Raw genomic sequence first — 25,894 nt, 5'->3', positions numbered from 1 at the left:
AACGGATCAACTCCTGTAGAAATCAGTAATTAATCGTTGCTGCGCTTCCTCTAAACTAACCTTTTCTGTCGTTTTTTGCTTCGTGTAGGTTTGAATAGAATCAATATATTCTAGCGCCAAATCAATTTCTTTATTAGAACCTCTTTGGTACGCCCCTATATTGATGAGGTCTTCCGAATCTTTATATATAGACATAAGTTTTTTCAACTCATTAGCCGCATCCTGTTGCTCTTCCGTTACAATTTCTTTCATTACCCTGCTTACGGAAGCCAAAACATCGATTGCTGGAAAATGTCCTTTATGCGCTAATTGTCTACTCAATACGATATGACCGTCTAAAATACCGCGGACAGCGTCCGCAATAGGCTCATTCATATCGTCACCGTCAACTAAGACGGTATAAAAAGCAGTAATCGAACCTGTTGGTCCGGTTCCTGCTCGCTCAAGCAGTTTAGGCAATGCAGCGAATACGGATGGTGTATAACCACGAGTAGCTGGCGGCTCACCAATTGCGAGACCAACCTCTCGTAATGCCATTGCATAACGAGTCACAGAATCCATCATCAGCATAACGTTGAGTCCACGATCGCGAAAATATTCTGCAATCGTAGTAGCAATCAAAGCGCCTTTCATTCGAATTAACGCAGGCTGATCTGATGTAGCTACGATGACAACTGAACGTGCTAAGCCTTCCGGGCCAAGATCCTTCTCGATGAATTCAAGAACTTCTCTGCCTCGTTCACCGATAAGTGCGATAACGTTCACGTCTGCTGATGTATTACGAGCAATCATACCTAACAAAGTGCTTTTGCCAACACCGGAGCCAGCGAAAATACCAACCCGTTGACCTTGACCAACTGTAAGCAAACCGTCAATCGCGCGTACTCCAATCCCTAGTGGCTCGACTACGCGAGGTCGCTTCAATGGATTACTCGGCTCATTGTGAGTAGAGTAATGCGGCATACGACTAGGTAAAAAAGATCCATCAAGCGGATTTCCAAGACCGTCCAGCACCTTGCCAAGCAATTCAGAGCCAACCTGCACCGTTAGCGGCTTACCTGTTCCTACAACGTCACAGCCCGGACTAATGGAATGAAGATCGCCTAATGGCATTAAAATTACTTTATTCTCTCGAAATCCGACAACTTCAGCTTTCAAAGGCTTTAAGCCCTTTGATGGATAAATGTGACACACATCTCCAATGCTGGCGTCAGGACCTTCGGATTCGACTGTTAAACCGATAACCTGAATTACTTTTCCATTAATTCTTACTGGGTCCAATGGTTGCAGATGTTCGATATACTTCTGGGAATCAAGCCTATTCATTTTCATCCGTTTGACCTCGCTCTTCGTCACTATGATGAGCCAAGTTGATTAATTCACGTTTAATCTCGGATAACTGAGTGTCGATACGAGCATCAATACTGCCATAAGCCGAACGAATAACACAGCCATTATCTTGTACAGTAGAATCTGGAAGGATTTGAAGCTCTGCTTGTGAATCTATTGCAGAATGAAGCTCTTCTCTTGCAGCTTGGACAAATGTTAGTTGTCCTGGAGCCACACACAGTGTAATGACACCTTGTTCTCTTCGTCTTGATAATGATTTACGAATGAGCTCAATAGCCATTTCTGGTGCTAAAGTTAGCTGTTGACCAATTATTTTCTCAGCAATCGCACAACTCAGCTCCACAAGGAAAGGTTCTGCTTCCTGTATAATTTGTTCACGCGTATCATACGCGGATTTCAGAACAACTGACGCTTCATTAAGTCTTTGTTCCCATTGTTCCTTTAATTGAACTTCAGATTGAGCAGCTCCTTCGGAATAACCAAGCTCATAGCCAGCTTGTCTCGAAGCTTCAGAAGCAGCCTCATCATCGGCACGCTTTTGCAGCCACCAGACTTCAATCTCTTGTTCAGCATCTAGAAGCTTTTGCTCACTTGACTGCGCTGCTTCACGTAATACCTCTTCTGCAAACGACTGTGCATCACTTAAGATTTGATCTCGTAATGATATGGTTTCTTCATCGGGCAGCTTATCTTCATCATCATTTTGCACTTCGACAATAGAATCTACTTGGTCGTTACGATGTTGTAGAATAACTAGTTGCTTCAACTGTTCGACTGAAATCACGCTCGAAGATTTTATCAAATTAGACAATGATATCGTCTCCTCCACCGCGTGCGATGATGATTTCACCTGACTCTTCTAGCCTGCGAATAGTAGCAACGATTCGTGTTTGCGCTTCTTCAACATCACGCAACCGAACAGGTCCCATGAATTCCATTTCTTCTTTGAACGACTCGGCCATACGTTTCGACATATTGCGGAAAATCGCTTCACGAACCTCTTCACTTGCCACTTTAAGCGCAAGCTGCAGATCCGCATTTTCGATATCGCGAATGATTCGTTGAATGGAACGATTGTCGATATTGACAATATCCTCGAATACAAACATCCGTTTCTTGATTTCTTCCGCAAGCTCCGGATCTTGAATTTCGAGCGCATCTAGAATGGTCCGTTCCGTACCTCGGTCGACACCATTCAAAATATGAACGATAGAATCGATACCGCCTGCATTCGTATAATCCTGTGTAACCGTTGCTGAAAGCTTCTGCTCAAGCACTCTCTCAACCTGTGAAATGACTTCAGGGGATGTGCTGTCCATTAGAGCAATTCTTCTTGCAACATCAGCCTGTTTATCTTGCGGCAATGATGACAGAATTTGTGATGACTGCTCCGATTGCAAATAAGAAAGAACAAGTGCAATTGTCTGTGAGTTCTCGTTTTGAATAAAGTTCAAAATTTGTGTTGGTTCGGCCTTTCTAGCAAAATCGAAAGGTCTTACTTGTAAATTAGCTGTTAAACGATTAATGACTTCGAGAGCCTTCTGTTCTCCAAGCGCTTTCTCCAAAATGTCTTTCGCGTAAGTTATACCGCCTTGCGTAATATATTCTTGAGCTAAACAAATTTGATGAAACTCACTTAAAATAGTTTCTCGATCTGAGCTGTCAACCTTACGAACATTCGCAATCTCTAAAGTCAGTTGTTCAATCTCTTCTTCACGCAAGTGCTTGAAAATTTGAGCTGATACTTCTGGTCCAAGTGTAATGAGTAAAATTGCAGCCTTCTGACGACCAGTTATTCCTTGCAATAACTTTGACAATTGAACACCTCTATTCATCCACAAGCCAGGTACGGAGGAGGTTAACGAATTCATCCGGCTTACGTTTGGCTAGTGTTTCAAGATTTTTGCGGACTTGACTGTCATTATTGACACTTTCCAGATCAAGCGTCGGATATTCGACAACTGCAGGTGCAGCTAATTCCATTTCGACTTCTGATGCATTCTTACGTTTGCGAGCAAGCATGAAGATTAGTCCGGCGATAAGCGCAAGTGCCGCAATGCCGATTCCAATAACCCATGGCATTGATAAACCGTTTGTTTGTTTTGCTGCGCTGCCTTCTGCAAAGGCTTGGGCGATGATCGAAACTTTCTTCTCGATCAATACATCGTCATTGACATCTTGACCTGATTCGGCAAGTTGCGCTCTAACGAGAGAGATCAAGTACGATTTTACTGCTTTACTTTGATCTTCATTCAATTTATCTTGCTCGACACCAATACTGATAGAAAGATCCTTAACCGCAAACGGTCCTGATTCAATCTTATTATTAATGCGATTGACATCATAATTACGTATTTGGGAACTTGTTTCAGCTGAATTTTCACCTGTCGAGGCTGCTTCGTAACCAGGTACATCAGTCTCTCCTGTACCTGCTACGCCGCCAGCTTGACCAGATTGGCCTGTCGAAGCGCTATTTTTGATATCTTCACTTATAATAATTCCGTTATTATTGTTGTTTGGCAATGGCGTTACGAGCATTTCCTCTGATTGTTTCTTATCAAAGTTTAAACTGCTTGCTACGCTGATAACCAGATTGTTCGTACCCACTATAGGGCCGAGAAATTGCTGGATGTTATTTTTCAACTCAGTTTCGTATTTACGTTGAATTTGAAATTGAGCTTCTATTGCATCCGAGCTTCCGACAGCAGCTCCACCAGTATCAGAAGAAAGAAGCTCTCCTTGTGGGCTTGAAATTGTAATGTCGGGAATAGCCAAGTCAGGTACTGCAGTTTTGACTAGGTTATAATAGCCATCAATTTCTTTCTGACTAGGACGATAGCCTGCCGCGAAATTCAACATGATGGAGGCAGATGCGCGCTTTGCGTCTTCAACAGTAAGAAATACACTTTCTTCTGGTAAATTCACTAGTACATTAGAGCTTTCCACACCCTGCATTCCATTCAGCAACTGCTGAATCTCACCGTTTAAGGCATTTAAATATTTAACGTTAAATTCATTCTCAGTTGTTCCAAAGGATGAAGAATTTGAAGTAAATGACTCAAACCCGATCGAACCATTTTGAACAAGTCCCTGTGAACCTACATCAACTTTTATGCGGGATGCTTCCGCACTAGGAACAGAAATGCTTTTACCATTTGGACTTAGCTGATAAGGAATACCCGTGCTGTCAAGATGCTGCATAATGGCAGCTGCATCCGTTGAGTCTAGATTTTGAAAAGCAATCTCGTAATCGGTTCTCGTAAATACGATAGTTAACAACACAATTGTTAACAGTAATCCGACAATCGAAGCCCCCAACCATATTTTTTGTCTTCTGCCCATCTGGCTCCAAAATTGCGTAAGCCTTGCTCGATATTGGGCGATTCTCTCGTTCACAATTTCACCTCACCCAAATGCTATGCTTTTATTAAAAGTATGTTTAAATCTGCATCCGCATAATTTCTTGGTATGCTTCAACGACTTTATTGCGGACTTGTGAAGTTAGCTGCAAGCTCAGATGCGCTTTCTCTGAGGCGATCAGCACTTGTGATACATCAACCTCACCCATTAAGTATTTGTCATTCATTTTATGTACATTTTGTTCTTGTGCACTAACACTCTCAATCGCATTCTGCAAAAACTGACCGAATGATTGTGTCATCTCTGCCGGAGTAGCTTGCTGAACGGGCTTTGTTTCAATTGCTTTAGTCGCAATCTGACCGAGCGACATCGGTTGTATCATTAAAATCCCCCCTTATCCTCGATTATTTACCGATTTCCAAAGCTTTGACAAACATTGATTTTGAAGCGTTAATTGCAGTTACATTCGCTTCATAAGATCGAGTTGCCGCAATCATATCTACCATTTCCTTAGCTATGTCTACATTCGGCATATGCACATATCCATTGACATCAGCATCTGAATGCGTTGGATTATAAACAAGCTTATTCGGAGTTTGGTCTTCCGTGATTCTAGTTACCTTAACTCCTTGTGCAGACTTGTTGTTTCCGAGCTGTTGTGATAAAACGCTCGAAAATGACTGCTGCATGGGTTCCATTACGACCATCTTCCGTTTGTAAGGCTGAAATTGTCCATTTACGTAGCTAGCGCGTGTAGTTTCCGCATTCGCTATGTTTGATGAAATAACATCCATCCTCAAACGTTGAGCTGATAAGGCGGAAGCGCTAATATCAAATCCTGTTGATAATTTCACCGATTAGCCTCTCCCTTCAATCCCAGTTCGCATCATTTTGACATCATGATTGATTTGCTGGATATAAAAGTTATAGCTTAATTGATTTTTGGCTAGCAACGACATTTCACGATCAATATCGACATTATTCTTGTTGTTGTTCATCGAAGTTGTCTCGTCTGTAATTACTTGCGCCATTGGTGTTGCGGATGTTCCTGCTCCAATCGGGATATGCTTTTGGTTAGTTCTTTTTCCTACAAGCTGTCCTTGCTGATTACTTCCCATCGTTTGTTCCAACAATTCCTCAAATAACACTTCAGATCGCTTAAAATGCGGCGTATCACCATTTGCCACATTGTTTGAAATGACGCGTTGCCGCATCTCGGCTGCTTGAACTGCTCTTTCCATCCTTCCAAATGCAGCGCCACCCAACAAATTCACGTAGTTTCACCACTTTCACTTAGATGATTACATTTCTAATTATTCAACAGATTTACACTCATTCCTGCTTTGTTCGACATTAAATATTAAAAAAATGAGACAGTTGTGTCGATTTATGCCGACCTAATAATAGTCGACATTTTACTAAATTATTACAATGAGAAAAAAGCCCTATCTTTAAAAAAAGATAGGGCGGAAATGGTCTGTAAGACCTATTTTTAGGATTTAACCTTTTCGAGCTCCTGCAGAAGCTGGTGATTTAAGATCCGAATGTACGTGCCTTTCATTCCCAATGATCTCGTTTCAATGACACCCGCACTCTCCAGCTTTCTCAGCGCATTTACGATTACCGAACGCGTAATTCCTACTCTATCAGCGATTTTCGACGCTACAAGCAAGCCTTCCTTACCACTCAGTTCTTCAAAAATATGCTCCACCGCTTCTAATTCACTGAAAGAAAGTGACCCTACAGCCACTGCAACGACAGCTCGGCTTCGAACCTCTTGCTCAATCTCCTCAGTTCTCTCTCGCAAAATTTCCATCCCGACAATGGTGGAACCATACTCCGCAAGAACTAGATCATCATCATCAAAGACTCCGGACAAGCGTGTAAGGACCAATGTACCTAAGCGGTCCCCGCCACCAATAATTGGTACTACAGTCATAATTTCCTGATCGCCCAATCTTGGAAACGTCTCATAAACACCTGCATCCGGCTTTACATTTGTCATTGATTCATGCATATCTAGAAAACGAGCATTTATTTCTTTTGTAAATCGCAGCTCATCTACAGAAAGCGTACGAATAAAATCATGATCATAAACATCGACAGCGGCACAACCGAGTATTTTCCCTTTGCGGCTAACGACGAATACATTAGTCTGAATGGTTGTGCATAGCACTTCAGCCATTTCTCTAAAGCTAAGCGCTTTGCCTGCGGCACGCTGCAGCAATCGATTCAACGTTCTTGTTTTTGTAAGTAAAGTCATTTTAATGCCTCCCGAAACTCATAAAACTACAGTATATATTGACTCAAATCCCGATTTTGCGCAATACTTCCCAGCTTTTCCCGGACATATTCAGGTGTAATGATCATTTTATCCAAGGAGAGCTCTGGCGCTTCAAAAGATAAGTCCTCCAGCAGCTTTTCTAAAATCGTATGAAGTCTGCGGGCACCAATATTTTCAGTATTTCGATTTACGTCTGCCGCAATCGATGCCAGCTCATGAATAGCTTCATCAGAAAATTCAATTTCAATGCCTTCTGTTTCCAGAAGCGCAGCATATTGCTTAGTGAGCGCGTTTTTCGGTTCTTTTAAAATGCTAACGAAATCTTCTAGGCTTAGGCTCGTAAGTTCTACACGAATCGGAAAACGACCTTGTAATTCCGGAATTAAATCCGAAGGTTTTGCAATGTGAAAAGCGCCTGCCGCAATAAACAAAACATAGTCCGTTTTAACCGGGCCATACTTTGTCATGACAGTCGAACCCTCCACAATTGGCAAAATGTCCCGTTGCACGCCTTCACGTGATACATCCGGTCCTGATCCGCGAGAAGGTGTGGCGATTTTATCGATCTCATCTATGAATATAATGCCGGATTGCTCCGCGCGAGTAATCGATTCTGAAATGACATCATCCATGTCTATCAGCTTATTCGCTTCCTCTTGTATCAATACTTTACGAGCTTCCTTAATCGGAAGCTTACGCTTTTTATGCTTCTTCGGCATTAGTTGGCCAAATAGCTCTTGCATATTCATACCCATACCTTCGGGTCCTTGACCTGCAAGCATATCCATCATGTTCGGTGAAGAATCCTCAACCTCAATTTCGATAATCTCATTCTCAAGCTTACCTGCAGCTAGCTGTTCCTTAATTTGTGAACGCTTCTGATACATAGAGGCATCTACCTCAGGCTCATCCTTTTCATCACTTTCTTGCTGCTGATTACCAAACAACATCTCGAAAGGATTTTTTTGAGACTTAGTCTTTACTGCAGACGGAACGAGAAGCGTCACAATCCGATCGTTAGCAAGCTTCTCGGCTTTGTCCTTGACCTTCTCCGTCTTCTCCGTCTTTACCATTCGAATCGCGGTTTCAATCAAATCCCGCACCATTGATTCTACATCACGGCCAACATAGCCCACTTCTGTAAACTTAGTAGCCTCAAGCTTGACGAATGGTGCTTTCACGAGCTTAGCAAGACGGCGCGCAATTTCCGTTTTACCAACACCGGTTGGGCCAATCATCAAAATATTTTTTGGAACAATTTCATCACGAAGCGTCTCATCAAGCAAGCTTCTCCGATAACGATTACGAAGCGCAATTGCAACCGAACGTTTCGCCGGTTTCTGACCTACAATATACTTATCGAGCTCCGCCACGATTTGACGCGGTGTCAATGCATCATTTCCCATTTTAAAATCCCCTCCGCTATTTACTCATATATATCGCTATTCAAAGCTCGGCATACTAGACAATATGTGCTGTTATCGATTTATTCGATTTCTTCAACGATAATATTATTGTTTGTGAATACACAAATTTCCGAAGCAATTTCAAGTGATGCGCGCGCCATATCTTTAGCTTCCATTTCAGGAGCATGACGCTTAAGTGCTCTGGCCGCTGACAGCGCGAAGCTGCCGCCCGAACCAATAGCTAATATTCCGTCATCAGGTTCAATAATTTCACCATTACCTGAAATAAGCAGCAAACCGCTTTTGTCCATTACAAGCATCATAGCCTCAAGCCTGCGAAGAACACGGTCCGAACGCCATTCCTTGGCGAGCTCGACCGCGGAACGCTGCAAATTACCATGATGCTCCTCAAGCTTTGCCTCAAACTTCTCAAACAATGTAATCGCGTCTGCAACTGAACCAGCAAAACCAGAAACCACTTGTCCACGATACAATCTTCTTACTTTTTTAGCTGTATGCTTCATAACCATGCTGTTTCCGAAGGTCACCTGTCCATCTCCGGCTATCGCACCCTTCCCGTTATGTCTTACAGCACAAATTGTAGTCGCGTGAAATTGCATCTCCATCACTTTGCCTCCTCTATTTTATTGGATAAATGGGGAAACTTGACCCATCGTGAGCAATAAACAGCTTTTTTATTCGAAACGAATACTTACTCTACGGACAAATGGAGCAAATGTTCCTTTTTAAATTGATCAATACTTTCCAACGCGCGATTCGCAATCGCTTCATTTTTCTCTTTCTTGCTGCGCATTCTTTTCTCTAACGGCGGGAATAATCCAAAATTAGCATTCATCGGTTGAAAATGCTTAAAGTCTGCAGTTGTTATATATTGTGCCATGCTGCCTAATGTTGTTTGTTCCGGCAATGTGAGCGGTTCGAGATCTAGAGCCAGTCTCGCAGCGTTAATACCGGCAATAAGGCCTGATGCAGCTGATTCTACATAACCCTCAACCCCAGTCATTTGACCGGCAAAGAAGAGCGTCTCGCGATTTCTCAACTGGTAGGTAGGCTTCAAAAGTGTTGGAGAGTTAATGAACGTATTGCGGTGCATTACGCCAAACCGAACGAATTCCGCATTTTCTAGCCCCGGAATTAACGAGAAAACACGTTTTTGTTCACCCCATTTGAGATGGGTCTGAAAACCAACCATATTATATAGAGTACCTGCTGCATTATCTTGACGCAATTGAATAACAGCGTGTGGCAGCTCTCCGTTATGAGGATTAATTAAACCTACAGGCTTCATAGGACCGAACAATGCAGTTTGCTTGCCTCGGCTTGCCATGACCTCAATTGGCATGCAGCCTTCGAAGTAAACCTCTTTTTCGAATTCCTTCAGCTCAGCTGTTTCAGCTGTAATGAGCACCTCATGAAAAATATCATATTCCTCTTCCGTCATAGGGCAGTTCAAATAAGCAGCTTCTCCCTTATCATAACGTGAAGCAAGATATACCTTATTCATATCGATGGAATCTTTATCTATGATAGGTGCTGCCGCATCATAGAAATAAAAATATTCTTCTCCAAGCAGCTCACGTATTTGTGAGGACAATCCCGGCGCGGTTAGAGGGCCTGTCGCAATGACAACAATGCCGTCTGACGGAATTTCTGTCACTTCCTCGTTACGCACCTCTACAAGCGGGTGCTCATGCAGTCTGCGGGTTACTTCTCCCGAAAAGCCGTCTCTGTCAACAGCAAGAGCTCCGCCAGCTGGTACAGCGTGTTGATCGGCACAGCTTAAAATAAGTGAATCTAATTGTCGCATCTCTTCTTTCAAAACACCTACAGCGTTAGCTAATCCATTTGCGCGCAAACTGTTGCTGCAAACTAGCTCCGCAAATTGATTTGTATGGTGGGCCGGCGTTTTGGTTACCGGGCGCATTTCATATAGTACGACTGGAACGCCTTGAGAAGCGATTTGCCATGCCGCCTCACTTCCTGCTAAGCCTGCTCCGATGACTGTTACTTTTTGTGGTTGTGACAAATTAGCCAATCCCTTCGATAATGTTATGTTATTATTCTACCCAAACCCTACATAGGGCTTCTACCTAGACCTTCAAAGGCTTCTACCCAAACCTTCAAAGGCTTCTACCTAGACCTTCAAAGGCTTCTACCTGGACCTTCAAAGGCTTCTACCCCAACCTTCAAAGGCTTTTCGAACCCACCCAAACCCTCCCTTCCAAGGGAGGGCCCCGAGGGTTGCACCCTCTGGACACCTGCAATTGGACTAACGATCGAGTTATAGAGTTCGCTGTGAGTTACCTTTTGTATTGGATCGCTATCGTCCCTGCGGGACACGCTTTATTTTGGTGTGATTTACTTTATTTAGTTCGTACTAACTTACTTTCGAGTGTACTAGCTTTAATTTGGTGTGACCTACATTATTTAGTTCGTACTAACTTACTTTCGAGTGTACTAACTTTAATTTGGTGTGTTCTAACTTTCATTAGCTCATTCTGCATTTAACAACTGATCAGTACAAAGTAAGTCCATTCCATATAGCGGATTAGCGGCTTCTTCATCCTTTTAGTGGATAAGCACCAAGCACGATCTATTGGGAAAACTTCATTAGTTTCACATATTGAAATTAAATGGGTGATGTGAGGTCTGAGATATGAATTAGTGTTATTGAATGAACTTAATCACTAGGTTGGCCAGAGGATAGCACCATTTCGACAGATTAGCTTTATATTCTGAAACTAATATGTCACTATTCCCATTCTTCGTCCCATTAGTTTCACATTCTGAACTAATTTAATTTACAACCACAATCCGACTGCTGAAAAAATATCTTTTTCGAGACTGACATAGATACCCTGTATGGATCTCAATTGATCAATCACCATACAATCACCATTCGTGCCATCCGACCAAATGTTAATATCCCAATTAGTTTGAATGTTCAGTCCATTTGATACTTAAACCCTCCCTTGTTCGGGAGGGTGACTATGAGCTTGTTTGGAAATCATCTTGATTAGATGATTTCACAGGCTCGTATAACAACGGTGTCCTCCCTAGTCAGGGAGGACGGTGTGTTGCAGTTGAAGTTGTCTAGCTTTATTTTAGATTAGTGATGTTCAGCAGAAGTGATTATCCGTTCTCAAACTCTGGATCTTCATCCTCTGTAACTTCTATAGAGTAATCACAAGCCGTACAATTGAGCTTGGCTCCGCTGCGGTTACGCTTCTCAACAAGCATCGCGTTGCAAACTGGACAAGGCTTTCCTGTCGGTTTGTCCCATGAGACATAATCGCAGCCTGGATATTGATCGCAACCATAGAATACACGTCCTTTTTTGCTGCGACGCTCAATGATTTTTCCTTCCGCGCATTTAGGGCATGTAACACCGATATCCTTCACAATTGGTTTCGTGTTGCGGCATTCCGGAAACCCAGAGCATGCCAGAAATTTACCGAACCTGCCCATTTTGTAGACCAAATGATTTCCGCATTTCTCACAGATCTCATCGGATACTTCGTCTTTAATTTCAATTTCCTTCATTTCTTCTTCGGCAACTTCCAACCGCTTCTCAAATGTTTCGTAAAAATTCGCAAGCACCTTTACCCAATCTTCAGTGCCTTCCTCTACATGGTCGAGATTTCCTTCCATGTTGGCGGTAAACTCAGCATCCAAAATTTCAGGAAAAAACTCTTCCATAAGCTGAATAACAAGGTCACCCAGTTCTGTAGGAATGAATTTCTTCTCTTCCATAGCTATATATCCGCGTTTCTGTATGGTCTCTAGAGTTGGAGCATACGTACTTGGACGTCCTATACCCAGCTCTTCTAGTGTCTTCACCAGTCTAGCTTCCGTAAACCGCGGTGGCGGCTGCGTAAAGTGCTGCTTAGGATCAACCGATTCAGATGTAATAACATCTCCTGCAGCCAATGGCGGCAAAAACTTATGCTCTTCTACAGTTCCGTCATCATTACCCTCTACATACACCTTCATGAACCCGGCAAACTTCACTTTTGACCCTACTGCTCTAAATATAGTATCTCCTGCCTGCATATCTACCGTCATCGTATCAAGGACGGCTGACTGCATTTGGCTCGAAATGAATCTCTCCCAAATGAGCTTATACAAACGCAATTGATCTCGACTAGCAAACGGCTTCATCGATTCTGGATCACGCAAAATGGAAGTTGGACGAATCGCTTCATGCGCGTCCTGTGCATGACTATTTTTCTTCGAGTATACTCGCGGCTGTTCAGGCACAAAAGCTGCGCCGTACTTTTCCGCAATGTATTCCCTTGCTTCATCCTGAGCAATAGGTGATATACGAGTTGAATCAGTTCTCATATATGTAATTAAGCCGACAGTACCTTCTTTGCCAAGCTCAATGCCCTCATAGAGCTGCTGAGCGACTGACATCGTTTTGGATGCTCGAAAGCCAAGCTTCCTCGCTGCTTCCTGCTGCAAAGAACTCGTGATAAACGGCGGAGAAGGGTTCCGTAAACGCTCTTTCTCTCTTACATCGGACACTGTGAATTGATTGCCCTTCATAGCGCTTAGAACATCCTGTACATCCGCTTCCTTGCCTAACTCACGTTTCTCCCCGTTGACTGAATAATACTTCGCATCGAACGGAATGCCTGTGTGGCTAAGCTTCGCCGTAATTGACCAATATTCTTCAGGTTCAAATGCGTCAATTTCGTTTTCTCTATCAATGATAAGCTTTACAGCTACAGATTGCACACGGCCAGCAGATAAGCCCTTTTTCACTTTTTTCCAAAGCAATGGACTTATTTTGTATCCGACTAAGCGATCCAATATGCGCCTTGCTTGCTGTGCATTGACTAAATCCATATTGATTTTGCGCGGTGTTTTAAATGCATCCTTTACCGCTTGCTTCGTTATTTCATTAAAAACAACCCGACATGATTCTGTTTCATTCAGCTCCAAATAGTGGGCTAAATGCCAAGCAATTGCTTCTCCTTCGCGATCCGGATCGGCTGCTAGATAAACATGTTTCACTTTTTTGCTTGCATCCTTCAATTCCTTCAGAATGCTGCCTTTACCGCGAATCGTTATATATTTTGGATTGAAATCCTTATCAACTTCGACGCCGATCTGGCTTTTGGGCAAATCGCGAATATGTCCCATTGATGCTTTAACGATATATTTGCTTCCTAAATATTTTCCAATCGTTTTAGCTTTGGCGGGTGATTCCACGATTACTAATGAATCTGCCATGCGAGGCGCCTCCTCTCTTTACTGCAGGTTACAATGCGATGTATATGGACCCGGGCTGCAGTTCAATTTTCCGTTTTATACATAAATTTAGCAGAAGTGCGTTCAATTGTCCAAACGGAATAGCTGACAGCTCGTGCAATTCATTTATAGAAAGCGGTTGATCCTGTAAAAAAGCAATTAATTTAAGCTCATCAAGTGTCAGTTGTGTAGATGAGTTGCTGTTCGATGCGTCCAGCGCTTCCTCCCTACGTCTATGAACGGCAATTGCTGCAGGCAACCATTCTAGCTCAACAATAATATCCTTAACACCGCTGATCAGCTTCGCTTCACCGCGTTTAATCAGCTCGTTCGGGCCCTCACTCTTCGGAGAAGAGATCGGTCCGGGAATGGCGAATATTTCACGCGACATATCGGAGGCATGCTTCGCTGTTATGAGCGATCCACTGCGAATAGCTCCCTCAACGACAACCGTACCAACGGATAATGCCGCAATTATTCGGTTGCGCTGTGGGAATTGACCTGGGTGCAGAGGCGTACCGATTGGAGTCTCTGAAACAAGCAAGCCATGCTCAGCTATTTTGCGGAATAGCGATTCATTCTCCGGTGGATAGCATTTATCAATTGGTGTTGGAAGCACAGCTATCGTGCCCCCCGCTCCATTTAATGAAGCTTCATGCGCTTTGCTGTCCACTCCACGTGCCAATCCGCTTACAACCGTTAAACCAGCTGCGGACAACTCCTCAGCTAATGCAGCGGCGCAATGCCTGCCATACGCTGTTGGCACTCGTGTTCCAACAACGGCAATAGCTGGGCGCTGGAGAAGCTCTATCCTTCCCCGTGCATATAACACCCACGGAGGCTGAGCGATCTCCCGTAATATAGGAGGGTAGCTCGCATCAAACGGCGTAAGCGCTACAGCGCCCGCGTCAGCGACTGCAGGAGAAGGATCTTCCGTCAGTATCCATGGACAACGCTCGTAGCGCTGAGCTGCTGCGAGAGCCTGATTACGCTTTAAGCCAATCCCTAGTAAATCTTCTATACCCCATGATTGTTTATTCCAAAATTGATGCTGTACAGCTTTCTGAATCGCGTGCCAGCCTATCCCTGGAATTTCATGAAAAGCAATGACCATTTTCCGGCGAACGTCTTTATTATTGTGCATATTATCCAACCCCTTCTTCGATAGGGCTGGCTTGCATTCTTATCTATTGTGCGTTACACAGCACTAGATTGCAAGTCAACCGATAAAATAATGGCATACAAGCGTAAATGGCAGCTCCGACCTCTTCGGCAAAAGCAATCTTTTTGAGGAGATATATAAGCACATTTACAAGTGATCACTTGTAAATGTGCTTATATATTAATAAAAAAAAGCAACCCTCCAACTCCCGATATCGGGTCGTTGAAAGGTTGCTTACCTTTAGAGATCTATATATTATTTTTTATGCGTAATACATTTTTCTAGCAAGCCTTGCTCTTCCAATACGCTCACAAGCGTCGAGCCCATTTCGGAAGGCGTAGGTGCTACTTTAATGCCGCATGCTTCTAGGGTAGCGATTTTCTCAGCTGCTGTACCTTTACCGCCAGAAATGATCGCGCCAGCATGTCCCATCCGTTTGCCCGGAGGCGCTGTAGCGCCGCCGATAAATCCAACAACCGGCTTCTTCATGTTCGCTTTGATCCACTCTGCAGCTTCTTCCTCAGCTGTTCCACCGATTTCACCAATCATGATGACCGCATAGGTATCCGGATCTTCATTGAATAGGTTCAAAATGTCGATGAACTCAGAACCTTTAACAGGGTCGCCGCCAATACCTACAGCAGACGATTGTCCAATTCCGCGAGTTGTCAACTGATGTACCGCTTCATACGTCAAAGTTCCCGAGCGAGAAATAACGCCTACATGGCCTTTTGTATGAATGTAACCAGGCATAATTCCGATTTTGCACTCTTCTGGTGTAATAACGCCCGGGCAGTTAGGTCCGATAAGAACGGTTTTGCTGCCGTCCATATAACGTTTTACTTTAACCATGTCAAGTACAGGAATGCCTTCTGTAATACAAATAACGAGATCAAGCTCAGCGTCAACAGCTTCCATGATCGCATCCGCAGCAAAAGCTGGCGGTACATAGATAACCGATGCATTAGCACCAGTAGCAGCTACAGCTTGAGCAACAGTATTAAATACAGGAAGAGAAACGAGAGTTCCGTTGTCTAGCGTAATGTCAACGTTCGTTCCACCTTTACCAGGTGTTACACCGCCTACCATTTGCGTACCGTATTCCAATCCGCCTTTGGTATGGAATAAGCCAGTAGCGCCGGTAATGCCCTGTGTAATTACTTTTGTATCTTTATTGACCAAAATACTCACTCTTAACTCACATCCCCTGAATGAATTCGTATGCGGCCTTTGCCACACAGCAAGTTATCTTATTTCACGAGAGCGACAATCTTCTGAGCGCCGTCCGCCATGGAATCCGCAGCCACGATGTTCAATCCCGATTCTTTCAAAATGTTTTTACCAAGCTCGACGTTTGTACCTTCTAGACGCACAACTAGCGGACGATCAAGACCGACTTGCTTCGCTGCTTCAACAACACCGTTAGCAATAACGTCGCAACGCATAATACCGCCGAAAATGTTAACGAAAATTCCTTTAACCTTCTCATCGGACAAAATGATTTTGAACGCTTCAGTAACCTTCTCTGCTGTTGCACCGCCCCCTACATCTAGGAAGTTAGCAGGGTCTCCGCCGTAGTACTTGATAATATCCATAGTCGCCATAGCTAGGCCAGCGCCGTTTACCAAGCAACCGATGTTGCCGTCAAGAGCGATGTAGCTTAGATCGTATTTTGATGCTTCAATTTCCTTAGCATCTTCCTCTTCCAGATCACGAAGCTCTACGATATCTTTGTGACGGTAAAGCGCATTGGAATCGAAGTTAAGTTTCGCATCAAGCGCAATAACTTGTCCATCGCCAGTAACAACCAATGGATTGATTTCTGCAATCGAAGCATCCTTCTCTACAAATGCTGTGTAGAGGGAGATCATAAACTTAACTGTTTTGTTCACAAGCTCATTCGGAATGTTAATCGCATAAGCCAATTTACGAGCTTGGAAAGCTTGCAAGCCTACTGCTGGATCAACAATCTCTTTGAAAATTTTCTCCGGGGAATGTTCAGCAACTTCTTCAATCTCAGTGCCGCCCTCTTCCGAAGCCATCATAACAACGCGACCCGTACCGCGGTCTAACACAACGCCGATATAATATTCTTTCTTAATATCGCAGCCTTGTTCAATAAGAAGACGTTTAACTTCTTTGCCTTCTGGACCTGTTTGGTGTGTTACGAGCACTTTGCCAAGAATTTCACTAGCGTATGCACGCACCTCATCGATACTTTTCGCTACTTTAACTCCGCCCGCTTTACCCCGGCCGCCTGCGTGAATTTGTGCTTTCACGACAACGACTGGTGTTCCGAGCGCTTTAGCCGCTTCAACAGCTTCGTCGACTGTGAAGGCTACTTTACCTTCAGGTACGACTACACCATACTGTTTAAGGACCGCTTTCCCTTGATACTCATGGATATTCATTGTTGAAATCCTCCATTTCACAGACTGAAATCAGTCATATGTACACAAACCTCTATTATCATAGCATCTTTCCCCAATGGTTACCTCATTTTCACCAATAAAGAATTCGTCCTTTTTGATATGGATTTCATCTCAATTTGAGATCAAACCTTTTTAATCAATCGAAAATAGACAAACCTCGCCATTTAGTATGACCTAATATGTGCAGCCATACGCTTATTTTTTTAATTTTTTTTATAGATTGACAATTTTATAAGAAGTACACTATGATATTTTCAAATTCATAAAAAATGGAACGGAATGGTAAGGAAGCACCTTCATTCGAAAGATGGGGGTGCTTTTTTTGTTATGTTCAATTTAATTCAAAGCGCGAGTGTATACGGAGTCGATGGTAAAAGCATATGTGTAGAAGTTGATATAACTAGCGGATTACCTCAGGTTAATATCGTCGGCCTCCCGGATCCTGCAGTACGTGAATCCGTGGAACGCGTTAGAGCGGCGCTTAAAAATAGCGGCTTTACTTTCCCCATGGATCGTATAACGGTAAATCTGGCACCTGCTGACCTGCGCAAAGAGGGGACCGCCTTTGATTTAGCGATTGCCGCTGGTATTCTAACTGCCAGCGGGCAAATTAGCGCTGCATCCTTTGATCGAACGCTGCTTATCGGCGAGCTTTCCCTTAACGGCAGCATACGGCCTGTAGCCGGAGTATTAGCTATGATCGAACAAGCAAAGCATTCTGGTATAAGTCGCGTACTTCTGCCAATAGAAAACGTTGCAGAGGCTGCCTGGATATCCGATATGGAACTTTTTGCATTAACACACTTGAAGGACCTTGATCTACATAAAAATAATCAAATCGGCTGGGATCATATTCGACATGATCGTATGAACAGTGTTCGGTCTAATACGATTGAAAATAAAAACTCAACACACGAACTCCATACAGAGCATGGTGATTACGGTGATGTCGTTGGCCAGCATCAAGCAAAACGCGCAATGCTAATTGCTGCAGCTGGGAAACATAATATTTTGCTTAGTGGACCACCAGGCACAGGAAAGACGATGATGATACGTCGCTTGCCAGGTATCCTTCCGTTATTGAACGAGCAGGAAGCATTAGAGGTAACAAAGATTTATAGTGTAGCAGGCAAGCTTTCGGAAGACAGCCAAGGCCTAATCACTCATCCGCCATTTCGCGCACCTCACCACACAATCTCAACCGGCGGGTTGATTGGAGGAGGCTCCATTCCAAAGCCAGGGGAAGTTACACTTGCACATAGGGGCGTCCTATTTCTTGATGAACTGCCGGAATTCCCAAGACATGTGTTAGAGGTATTAAGACAACCGCTCGAGGACCGGATCGTTACGATCTCAAGGTCCAAAGCTGTTTTTCAGTTTCCCGCCAACCTAATGCTGGCCGCTTCATTCAATCCATGCCCCTGCGGCTATTATGGACATGAGTATGGAGAGAAAAGGTGTATCTGCAGCGTTTCGAACATTAGCAGATACCGATCCAAAATATCGGGTCCGTTGTTAGACCGCATCGACCTCCAGCTTGAGGTGCCGCGTCCGATTTCCTTTGACAATGTCAAAGCTGGTCCTTCTCTTACATCGGCTCAAATGCGACAAATGGTTCTCGCCGCGAGAAAATTTCAACAGGAGCGAGTCGCTCAGCACGGGATATTAAACTGTGGGGATTTAACGGGTGCGGCTCTACGTAAAACGGTTAATCTTAAGCGTGACGCGGTCAACTTGCTAGAAAATGCGTTTGATGCGCTAGGAATAAGCATGAGAGCCTATGATCGTATTCTCAAGCTGGCTCGAACCATTGCCGATGTAGAAGCAAGCGAAGCTGTAGAAGCTCAGCATATCGCGGAGGCTATACAATATCGAAGATTAGACAATCAATTGCCTAACTGACGAACAAGCCAGATATCACTTTCTGTGTACGAAAAGAAGAGCCGCTTGGCGAATTCATGATTCAACAAGTGGCTCTTAAGAGTTAAAGTCTCACGTCCCAAACCTTTTTTAAGTAATATCTAAATGTTTCATCTAGTGCTGTTGTAGGATCTTCTAATTCGCGGACATAAGAGCTCGCATACTCAGTTAGACGCAATATTTCGCTATCGATAAATTCATTAATAACATCAACACGCTTCTCCAGATTCAATTCCACACCATCCATCTTTCTTCTTAACAATTCATCAATTTCTAATTTCAAATGAGGATCATCTACTCCATCAGATACTAATTCATGAAACGAAATAGGTGGATTTGTATCGTATTTTTCAATCCATTTACATGCTAATATGGGTCGGAGAACGTAGAAGTATTTTTTAATTTTAACTAGATCAGCTTGCAGGTATTCTCTAAAATTTCCCTTAGCCATACTAAGATAGTGGTGCAGTGAAGCTTTAGGAGAGAACACTTTTTGTCTGATTTCCAACATCTCGTCTTTGAAGCCGTATGCCTCATAATAAATAATTTCCGAAACCAACCATTCGAGCAGCGGCGGGTTAGATTTTCTAAACAATTTCAAAGCCTTTCTAATATCCCACCCGTTTATATCCAACCTGTCATCAATGGGAACTTCTATAACATCTCTTCCCTCATCAATAGATAAGTACCAATTTGGTTGATTAATATATACGAAACGCACATCATAATCACTATCTTGAGAAGGAAAACCCCAGGCGCGGCTGCCTGACTCAACGGCAAAAAGTATTTTAACATGATGTACGTATTCGATCTCCTTAAGCTTATCTAAAATAATATCCTTCATATTTCCCCCTCGTTTCATGTTGGATCTATTTGGGCTTCAAAAAATTCCATTTTAAACGTCTCCCTATAGAATTGACGCTTTTGAATAGGAGTAAGTTGTGCTTGAATAAAAAAGCATACCTTTTGCGGTACGCTTATTTTTAAGCCTATTAATATATGCACTGTTTAAGCTTTATGAATTGCTGAAATTCATCAAAATGCACCCTCGTAATGTTTGCATGCAATCACTGAGCCGCTTTGCTCCATTATTACAGCAACTACATCAAACCGTATCGGACGATCTAAAAGCTTCATGGTTTTCAAATATACTTGCGAGGTTTCTCTTACCTGCTGCTGCTTTCGCCGATCGACGGATTCTGCTGCAGTTCCAAACCTGCTACTGTGCTTTCGAGTTCGTACCTCTACAAAAATAAGTCTGCCCGCATGCTCCGCTACTATGTCTAACTCACCACTGCGGCATCTCCAGTTGCGTGTCAGAATGGCGTAACCGGCCTCAAGCAAAAAACGGCTCGCTTCATCTTCCCCTAGCTTGCCTGTCTCCTGCCTTGAATTTCGCTTTGATGGAGAGTTTTGATTTTTTATTTCATCGTTATCAGACCGCTCATCATTGATCAATATTTAAATCCCTCGCTTTTCGATCAGAACGATATACGAAGCTTAAAATTTCGGCAACTAATGTATACAGTTCAGCAGGTATTTCCTGATCAATATCCAATTTTGAAAGCACCTCAACAAGCGATGAATCTTCCTGTACAGGTATTCCACTTTCTATTGCTTTCTCAAGTATTAAATCTGCGGTATGTCCTTTGCCTTTTGCGATTAAGACAGGAGCGGTCCGATCACCAGGCTCGTATTTTAATGCTACCGCTTTTTTCATACGGCTTGGCTGAGGTTTATTATAAGGTTCGCTGCTCATATTCGGAAATCGACTCCTTTGTAGCGCGTAGATGAAAACTGAGACAAATCAGGCGGATGCGGTATCTTCGCTGCGCTCACAGCCTCCGCAGTCTGCTCATTCGCTTTCGGTAATGGCGTCGTCCGTAATGAAGACAGCTGATAACCTGCTTGAGATAAGCTTTCTGTTATTTCTAATCGGGAGGATTCCGCAAGCGCAGAAATGGCGGGATGGTCATTCCATAAATTCAAGCTTACAATTTTGTCCATCACATGAACATCTACCATCGTATCACCGAGCGTATTCATCGACAGATTAAACAATAAGCGGCAATTCGACGCGTCTAACTCCCCCTTACGTCCCCGTCGCGTTTGAATATGTACCGAAGCTGTTTGATTGCCATCCTCATTATGCAATGGAATAAACATCGTCACATGTGTAAGCACTGAGCTGTTTCTCTCAGGTGTGAGCAACAGCTGCTGACCTGTTATTTGTTGAACAAGCTGCTGGGCTGTATCCTTCATAGCTGGCGGAATATCATCTGATGACACTAAGGATAATAAAGCGCTTTTTAGCGATTCATGCTGCTGCAGCTGCTTGGATGCATCTAGTGTTGCGTTGCTATCCGCCAACGCTGCTGGAGTCAATGCCATGAAAAGTACACGCTCAGCCATTTGGCGAGAATCCGTCACGCGGCCTGCTTGCTGATTATCTGCTTGAGCTGTCTCAGCTTTTCCAACTGCCGCTCCTTGACCCTCTGCCAAATCAGCTGCAGGCGAGGCAATATTAACTGGCGGCACTGTTGCGCCAGTATTAGTTCGAGCCCCCACAGCTGGATCTGCTTTGGCAGCTTGCGCCGATTGAGTGCTTGCTTCCTGCAGCGGCTGTGAGTCCGCTTGGAATGCTTTTGAGAGCTGCAGCTCATAGTCCACGCCAAGCCACTTCATCATTTGACCTATCCAGTTAGGCGAGTTTCCTGCAGTCCTCGCTGTTTGAGTTGAAGCCGCATCGGCTGCCTCGGTTGCCGTTCCCTGTGCTTGAACAGTTGCTGATGCTGATGATGCTCCAGCTGCAGCTGACAGAGCAGCCCGTGCGGCTTGCGCTGATCCCGCAGTGCCTTCTGGCAGCGCCGTCTGCACCGCTTGCCCAGCCGCTAAACCACCAAGCGGCGCTGGCATTGCCCCAGCGCCTGCTCCCGCGACACCCGCCGCCGCTCCGCTCATTGGCGACGGAGCACCCGCCGCTGCTGCTGCGCCGCGCAGCAAAGCCGCACCCTCCGCTAGCAGCGCTTGTACACGCGCTGCCGCAAGCGGCAACGGCTTCGCCTCGCCGCCGCCCTCTGACGCCGTAGAAACGCCGTCAGAGGCGCCTGCAGTTGCCGCAAGCTGACGCTGCAGCGTATCAAGCAGTTCGTGCGCGCTTCGCCCGAACATGACTTGCTGCAGTGCACCTACAATCGCGCCCGTCAGCGGTAATCCTCGCTTAAACGCCGCCGCTGACGCCTGCATCCATTGCTCGGTATCCGCGCCGGCAGGCATCGCAGCTGCTGCTTGCTGAAACTGCTGAGCAATATCACGGTTAAGGATCACACCTTCTTTACGCAAATCCTTTACAATCTCAACCGCCCATTTCTGATCGGGCAAAACCAGCTGCTTCGCCCATTCCTTAAAGGTGTCCTCCGGCAACCCCGCAGCTCCCGGCTCGATTGCCTTCAGCATAACAATTGCACCGTTTGAATCCGGCTGCACTTGCAGAATAGCTGACTGACCCGCTTGAAGTGGCACCTCTAGCTTAGCCCGTACCTGTACACCATTAATTTGGACGATGGCCTCATTATTTTCCAATACCTGCATGACCACGCCGCGCACCACCTGCCCAGTCTTCAGCTCCATCGCTCGTGAATCGCTTCCAGAAGCTTCTCCTAGCAGGCTCCTCATCATTTGACTAATATTCATCTATGTCTTCGCCTCCGTCGCCTCAGCGCCCGTATACCATGTCTCAACATGCAAGCTTATTTATCCATAATCCGAATCCGCACTGGAATCATTCAAAGCTATAAAGCTTATATCGGCTGAACAGAGTCTCCCCTTAAGCTTCATTCCTAATTAATCTTACATCCACAAAAAAACGCTCCTTTAATGCGCAAGGCAATTCAATGCCATGCACATTCAAAAGAGCGTCAAAAGCCTTCCAAAAGAAGGATAAGTTAGACTTTTAGATAAATCAAACGAATTGCAGCTGCTCAGCCGTAAACAAGTTACCCAAAAATGATTTTCGGTGCATCGGGCTTGGCCCATTTTCCAACAACCGCTCTCGGTGCAGCTTAGTAGCGTAACCTTTGTGAATAGCGATGCCGTAGTCCGGATACAGCTGCTCCCACTCATTAGCGCAAAGACGATCACGAGTCACCTTGGCCACAATCGATGCAGCCGCAATGGATTGGCTCGTTGCATCCCCTTTTATAATCGAGAGCTGAGGCTGCGACACATCTACCTTTTCCGCATCAACCAGCAAATAATCGGCTTTAACTTGCAAATCTTCAACCGCAAGCTTCATTGCTAATCTAGCTGCTTGCTTGATATTTATGCGATCGACCGTCGCAGCGTCAACACGAGCAACCGACCAAGCCAAGCATTGCTCCAAAATAATGTCATACAGCTGATCTCGCTTTTTCTCGGACAGCTTTTTCGAATCATTCACACCTTCGATGACAACATGCGGAGGCATAATGACGGCGCCAGCCACGACATCCCCGAACAAGCACCCGCGCCCAACCTCATCAACACCTGCAATCGCCGTAAAACCATCTGTCCATAACGACTGTTCATATTGCAGCACGTTACGTTCCCCCGATCTTAAATCCATTCCTGTCCCCTTATTTGACTATATAAGGCGGTGCTTCCAACGTGATGCGTCCAAGCTTGCCTGAACGTAGATCACGTAAAATAATACCTGACGTTTTCTCCAAATCGACTCTTCCACCGCTGATCAAGCAGCCTCTGCGACGGCCGATTTCTTCCATAACACGTACGATTTCTTCATTGTCATCCAAAGACTTTGGCGGGCTATCCAGCTCGTAACGTTCTTTAATTGTCGGCCAATAGCGTTCAACCAGCTCGCGCATCGCGAAAAAAGCAATATCATCCACATTCAAAATCTGTTCTCTAATTGCTCCAGTCATAGCAAGCCGGTAACCGACAAGCGGATCTTCAAATTTTGGCCACAAAATACCAGGTGTATCAAGCAGCTCCATTTCACCGCCTATTTTAATCCATTGCTGTCCCTTCGTTACACCAGGCCGATCCCCGGTTAAAGCAATGTTACGTCCTGCGAGCCTGTTAATGAGCGTGGATTTCCCAACGTTCGGAATGCCGACAATAATACCACGCATTGCGCGCGGATTGATGCCTCTAGAAATTTGACGAGATATTTTCTCATGCAAAATTTCTTTCGACTTTACTGTAATGTCACCAACTCTAGTTCCTGTATTTGAATCAAGCGCTATACATTCATGACCTTCATTTCGGAAATAAGCGATCCATTGCTCCGTTGTTAGTGAGTCTGCCAAATCGGATTTATTCAATACAATTAGGCGCGGCTTGCCCCCTAAAATTTCCTCGATCATTGGATTGCGGCTCGAAAGCGGAACACGCGCATCTAGCAGCTCGATGGCTATGTCGATCAGCTTCAATTTATCTTGTATTTCTCGTCTTGCCCTGGTCATATGACCTGGGAACCATTGAATGGTCATTACTTCACCTCATTTACTTCCAATGCTTAATAAACTCTAGTTTGTTCAATGGCCAAAAAATAATGTCAGCTCGTCCAACTAATTCTTCATCCTTAACAAAACCAATATAACGGCTGTCAGAGCTGTCTCCACGATTATCCCCAAGCGCGAAAATCGTGTCCTCTGGCACTACCATTTCACTAACCGCTTCATTAGGGAAGTTGTATTGAGAGCCCACTCCATTGTAAAGCTCACCTTTGGCATGAGCCTCTTCGATAGCTTCCTTTATATAAGGCTCCTCGATTTTCTGATCGTTGATAAACAGATCATCACCTTCGACTCTGATCTTATCACCCGGCAAGCCAATAACCCGCTTAATAAACTTTCTGCCTTGCTCCGGCACGTCAAACACGACAACCTCGCCAAACTTCGGCTCACGGATATTATATATAATTTTGTTAACAATGAGTCTTTCGCCATTTTCAAAATTCGGCTGCATCGATCTTCCGTCCACAATAAACGGGGAAAATAAAAACGTGCGAATGAGAAAGACGAGCGCAACCGCAATAACTAAAGCCTTAACCCATTCTACGGTTTCTTTATAGGCTCCGCCTTGCTTTCGAGAACCAGATGAACGGGATAAGGTTCCCTCCGAAATGGGTTGCTGGTTGTCCACATTCGTTTGTGTATGCTTCGATTCATTGCCATTCTCAGTGGTTGGTTCGTTATTCCGCTGTTGTGAATCCACTCTGTTCGCCTCTTCCCAATTGCTGTAATATGTACAGTTATATAAGCAAGTTCATAAGTGAAAACTTATAATCACTTATATATTCAGAAATACGAAAAGGAGCTTGTTTGCGCAAGCCCCTCTTGTCGTTTGATCTTAACGAATTTCTTTAATTCTTGCTGCTTTACCGCGAAGTTCGCGAAGGTAGTACAATTTCGCACGACGAACTTTACCACGACGAGCAACTTCTAGTTTCTCGATCTTAGGCGAGTTAAGAGGATAAGTTCTTTCCACTCCAACACCATAAGAAATTTTACGTACTGTAAATGTTTCGCTGATTCCGCCGCCGTGACGTTTAATAACAACGCCTTCGAACAATTGGATCCGCTCACGAGTTCCCTCGATAACTTTTACGTGAACTTTAAGCGTGTCACCAGGACGAAAGTTCGGTAGATCTGTGCGCAGGTTTTCTTGCGCGATTGTTTGCAAAAGATTCATTGGATTCACT

The 25,894-nt window shown here is 44.3% G+C and carries 24 protein-coding genes; 1 reads left to right on the top strand and 23 read right to left on the bottom strand.

Translation table 11 applies throughout. The features are described 5' to 3' along the window. Positions 1 to 6: 6 nt before the first annotated feature. The 15 genes from fliI to sucC form a co-directional block, all read right to left on the bottom strand. The gene (fliI, locus tag AC0YN7_RS03310) at positions 7 to 1,326 is read right to left on the bottom strand and encodes a flagellar protein export ATPase FliI (protein WP_475809094.1); all 1,320 of its coding nucleotides are present in this window, start codon (positions 1,324 to 1,326) and stop codon (positions 7 to 9) included. Then, positions 1,319 to 2,161 (bottom strand): FliH/SctL family protein, encoded by an 843-nt coding sequence (locus AC0YN7_RS03305; protein ID WP_475808536.1) that lies wholly within the window; start codon positions 2,159 to 2,161, stop codon positions 1,319 to 1,321. The genes fliI and AC0YN7_RS03305 overlap by 8 nt, the downstream gene beginning before the upstream one ends. Beyond that, positions 2,154 to 3,167, bottom strand: a complete 1,014-nt coding sequence (gene fliG, locus AC0YN7_RS03300; RefSeq protein WP_475808535.1) for a flagellar motor switch protein FliG — start codon at positions 3,165 to 3,167, stop codon at positions 2,154 to 2,156. The genes AC0YN7_RS03305 and fliG overlap by 8 nt, the downstream gene beginning before the upstream one ends. A 10-nt stretch (positions 3,168 to 3,177) precedes the next feature. Beyond that, positions 3,178 to 4,746 carry a flagellar basal-body MS-ring/collar protein FliF gene (gene fliF, locus AC0YN7_RS03295; RefSeq protein ID WP_475808534.1) on the bottom strand — a complete coding sequence of 523 codons (1,569 nt, stop codon included), beginning with the start codon at positions 4,744 to 4,746 and terminating at the stop codon, positions 3,178 to 3,180. A gap of 43 nt (positions 4,747 to 4,789) precedes the next feature. Then, on the bottom strand, positions 4,790 to 5,092 hold the full coding sequence (gene fliE, locus AC0YN7_RS03290; protein ID WP_475808533.1) for a flagellar hook-basal body complex protein FliE: 303 nt from the start codon (positions 5,090 to 5,092) through the stop codon (positions 4,790 to 4,792). Between the two features lie 22 nt (positions 5,093 to 5,114). Continuing rightward, positions 5,115 to 5,564 (bottom strand): flagellar basal body rod protein FlgC, encoded by a 450-nt coding sequence (gene flgC / locus AC0YN7_RS03285; protein WP_475808532.1) that lies wholly within the window; start codon positions 5,562 to 5,564, stop codon positions 5,115 to 5,117. Positions 5,565 to 5,567: 3 nt separating this feature from the next. After that, complete coding sequence (gene flgB / locus AC0YN7_RS03280) at positions 5,568 to 5,984, bottom strand: flagellar basal body rod protein FlgB (RefSeq protein ID WP_475808531.1); 417 nt, start codon at positions 5,982 to 5,984, stop codon at positions 5,568 to 5,570. A 218-nt stretch (positions 5,985 to 6,202) separates the two neighbouring features. Further along, entirely contained in the window at positions 6,203 to 6,973 is a 771-nt protein-coding gene (codY, locus tag AC0YN7_RS03275) for a GTP-sensing pleiotropic transcriptional regulator CodY (protein WP_475808530.1), read from the bottom strand. Between the two features lie 26 nt (positions 6,974 to 6,999). Next, entirely contained in the window at positions 7,000 to 8,400 is a 1,401-nt protein-coding gene (gene hslU / locus AC0YN7_RS03270) for an ATP-dependent protease ATPase subunit HslU (protein ID WP_475808529.1), read from the bottom strand. Between the two features lie 80 nt (positions 8,401 to 8,480). Beyond that, positions 8,481 to 9,026: an ATP-dependent protease subunit HslV gene (gene hslV, locus AC0YN7_RS03265; protein ID WP_475808528.1), complete on the bottom strand. Its 546-nt coding sequence runs from the start codon at positions 9,024 to 9,026 to the stop codon at positions 8,481 to 8,483. 86 nt (positions 9,027 to 9,112) lie between these two features. After that, a complete protein-coding gene (gene trmFO / locus AC0YN7_RS03260) occupies positions 9,113 to 10,447 on the bottom strand; it encodes an FADH(2)-oxidizing methylenetetrahydrofolate--tRNA-(uracil(54)-C(5))-methyltransferase TrmFO (protein ID WP_475808527.1) in 1,335 nt (444 codons plus the stop codon). A gap of 1,106 nt (positions 10,448 to 11,553) precedes the next feature. Then, a complete protein-coding gene (gene topA, locus AC0YN7_RS03255; protein ID WP_475808526.1) occupies positions 11,554 to 13,659 on the bottom strand; it encodes a type I DNA topoisomerase in 2,106 nt (701 codons plus the stop codon). Positions 13,660 to 13,687: 28 nt separating this feature from the next. Then, positions 13,688 to 14,821 carry a DNA-processing protein DprA gene (dprA, locus tag AC0YN7_RS03250; RefSeq protein ID WP_475808525.1) on the bottom strand — a complete coding sequence of 378 codons (1,134 nt, stop codon included), beginning with the start codon at positions 14,819 to 14,821 and terminating at the stop codon, positions 13,688 to 13,690. A 273-nt stretch (positions 14,822 to 15,094) separates the two neighbouring features. Beyond that, positions 15,095 to 16,030 carry a succinate--CoA ligase subunit alpha gene (sucD, locus tag AC0YN7_RS03245; protein WP_475808524.1) on the bottom strand — a complete coding sequence of 312 codons (936 nt, stop codon included), beginning with the start codon at positions 16,028 to 16,030 and terminating at the stop codon, positions 15,095 to 15,097. A 59-nt stretch (positions 16,031 to 16,089) separates the two neighbouring features. Then, positions 16,090 to 17,250, bottom strand: coding sequence for an ADP-forming succinate--CoA ligase subunit beta (gene sucC / locus AC0YN7_RS03240; protein WP_475808523.1), 1,161 nt, complete (start codon positions 17,248 to 17,250; stop codon positions 16,090 to 16,092). Between the two features lie 348 nt (positions 17,251 to 17,598). Here sucC and AC0YN7_RS03235 point away from each other — a divergent pair, with 348 nt between their 5' ends. Next, a complete protein-coding gene (locus tag AC0YN7_RS03235) occupies positions 17,599 to 19,173 on the top strand; it encodes a YifB family Mg chelatase-like AAA ATPase (protein WP_475808522.1) in 1,575 nt (524 codons plus the stop codon). An 82-nt stretch (positions 19,174 to 19,255) separates the two neighbouring features. Here AC0YN7_RS03235 and AC0YN7_RS03230 read toward each other — a convergent pair whose 3' ends face one another. The 8 genes from AC0YN7_RS03230 to rplS form a co-directional block, all read right to left on the bottom strand. Next, the gene (locus AC0YN7_RS03230; RefSeq protein WP_475808521.1) at positions 19,256 to 20,035 is read right to left on the bottom strand and encodes a nucleotidyltransferase domain-containing protein; all 780 of its coding nucleotides are present in this window, start codon (positions 20,033 to 20,035) and stop codon (positions 19,256 to 19,258) included. A gap of 191 nt (positions 20,036 to 20,226) precedes the next feature. Beyond that, positions 20,227 to 20,649, bottom strand: a complete 423-nt coding sequence (locus tag AC0YN7_RS03225; RefSeq protein ID WP_475808520.1) for a YraN family protein — start codon at positions 20,647 to 20,649, stop codon at positions 20,227 to 20,229. Continuing rightward, positions 20,639 to 20,950, bottom strand: coding sequence for an EscU/YscU/HrcU family type III secretion system export apparatus switch protein (locus AC0YN7_RS03220; protein ID WP_475808519.1), 312 nt, complete (start codon positions 20,948 to 20,950; stop codon positions 20,639 to 20,641). Before AC0YN7_RS03220 ends, AC0YN7_RS03225 begins: the two co-directional genes overlap by 11 nt. Beyond that, complete coding sequence (locus tag AC0YN7_RS03215; protein WP_475808518.1) at positions 20,947 to 22,884, bottom strand: hypothetical protein; 1,938 nt, start codon at positions 22,882 to 22,884, stop codon at positions 20,947 to 20,949. Before AC0YN7_RS03215 ends, AC0YN7_RS03220 begins: the two co-directional genes overlap by 4 nt. Before the next feature lie 268 nt (positions 22,885 to 23,152). Further along, positions 23,153 to 23,794, bottom strand: coding sequence for a ribonuclease HII (locus tag AC0YN7_RS03210; protein ID WP_475808517.1), 642 nt, complete (start codon positions 23,792 to 23,794; stop codon positions 23,153 to 23,155). A gap of 10 nt (positions 23,795 to 23,804) precedes the next feature. After that, the gene (gene ylqF, locus AC0YN7_RS03205) at positions 23,805 to 24,680 is read right to left on the bottom strand and encodes a ribosome biogenesis GTPase YlqF (protein ID WP_475808516.1); all 876 of its coding nucleotides are present in this window, start codon (positions 24,678 to 24,680) and stop codon (positions 23,805 to 23,807) included. Positions 24,681 to 24,693: 13 nt separating this feature from the next. Further along, positions 24,694 to 25,317 (bottom strand): signal peptidase I, encoded by a 624-nt coding sequence (gene lepB, locus AC0YN7_RS03200; protein ID WP_475809093.1) that lies wholly within the window; start codon positions 25,315 to 25,317, stop codon positions 24,694 to 24,696. A 225-nt stretch (positions 25,318 to 25,542) separates the two neighbouring features. After that, entirely contained in the window at positions 25,543 to 25,884 is a 342-nt protein-coding gene (gene rplS / locus AC0YN7_RS03195) for a 50S ribosomal protein L19 (RefSeq protein ID WP_475808515.1), read from the bottom strand. Between the last annotated feature and the right edge of the window lie 10 nt (positions 25,885 to 25,894).

The organism is Paenibacillus sp. J31R122, assembly GCF_056269185.1.
The sequence above is the reverse complement of the archived record's forward strand: the minus strand, read 5'-3'. Positions and strand labels throughout refer to the sequence as shown.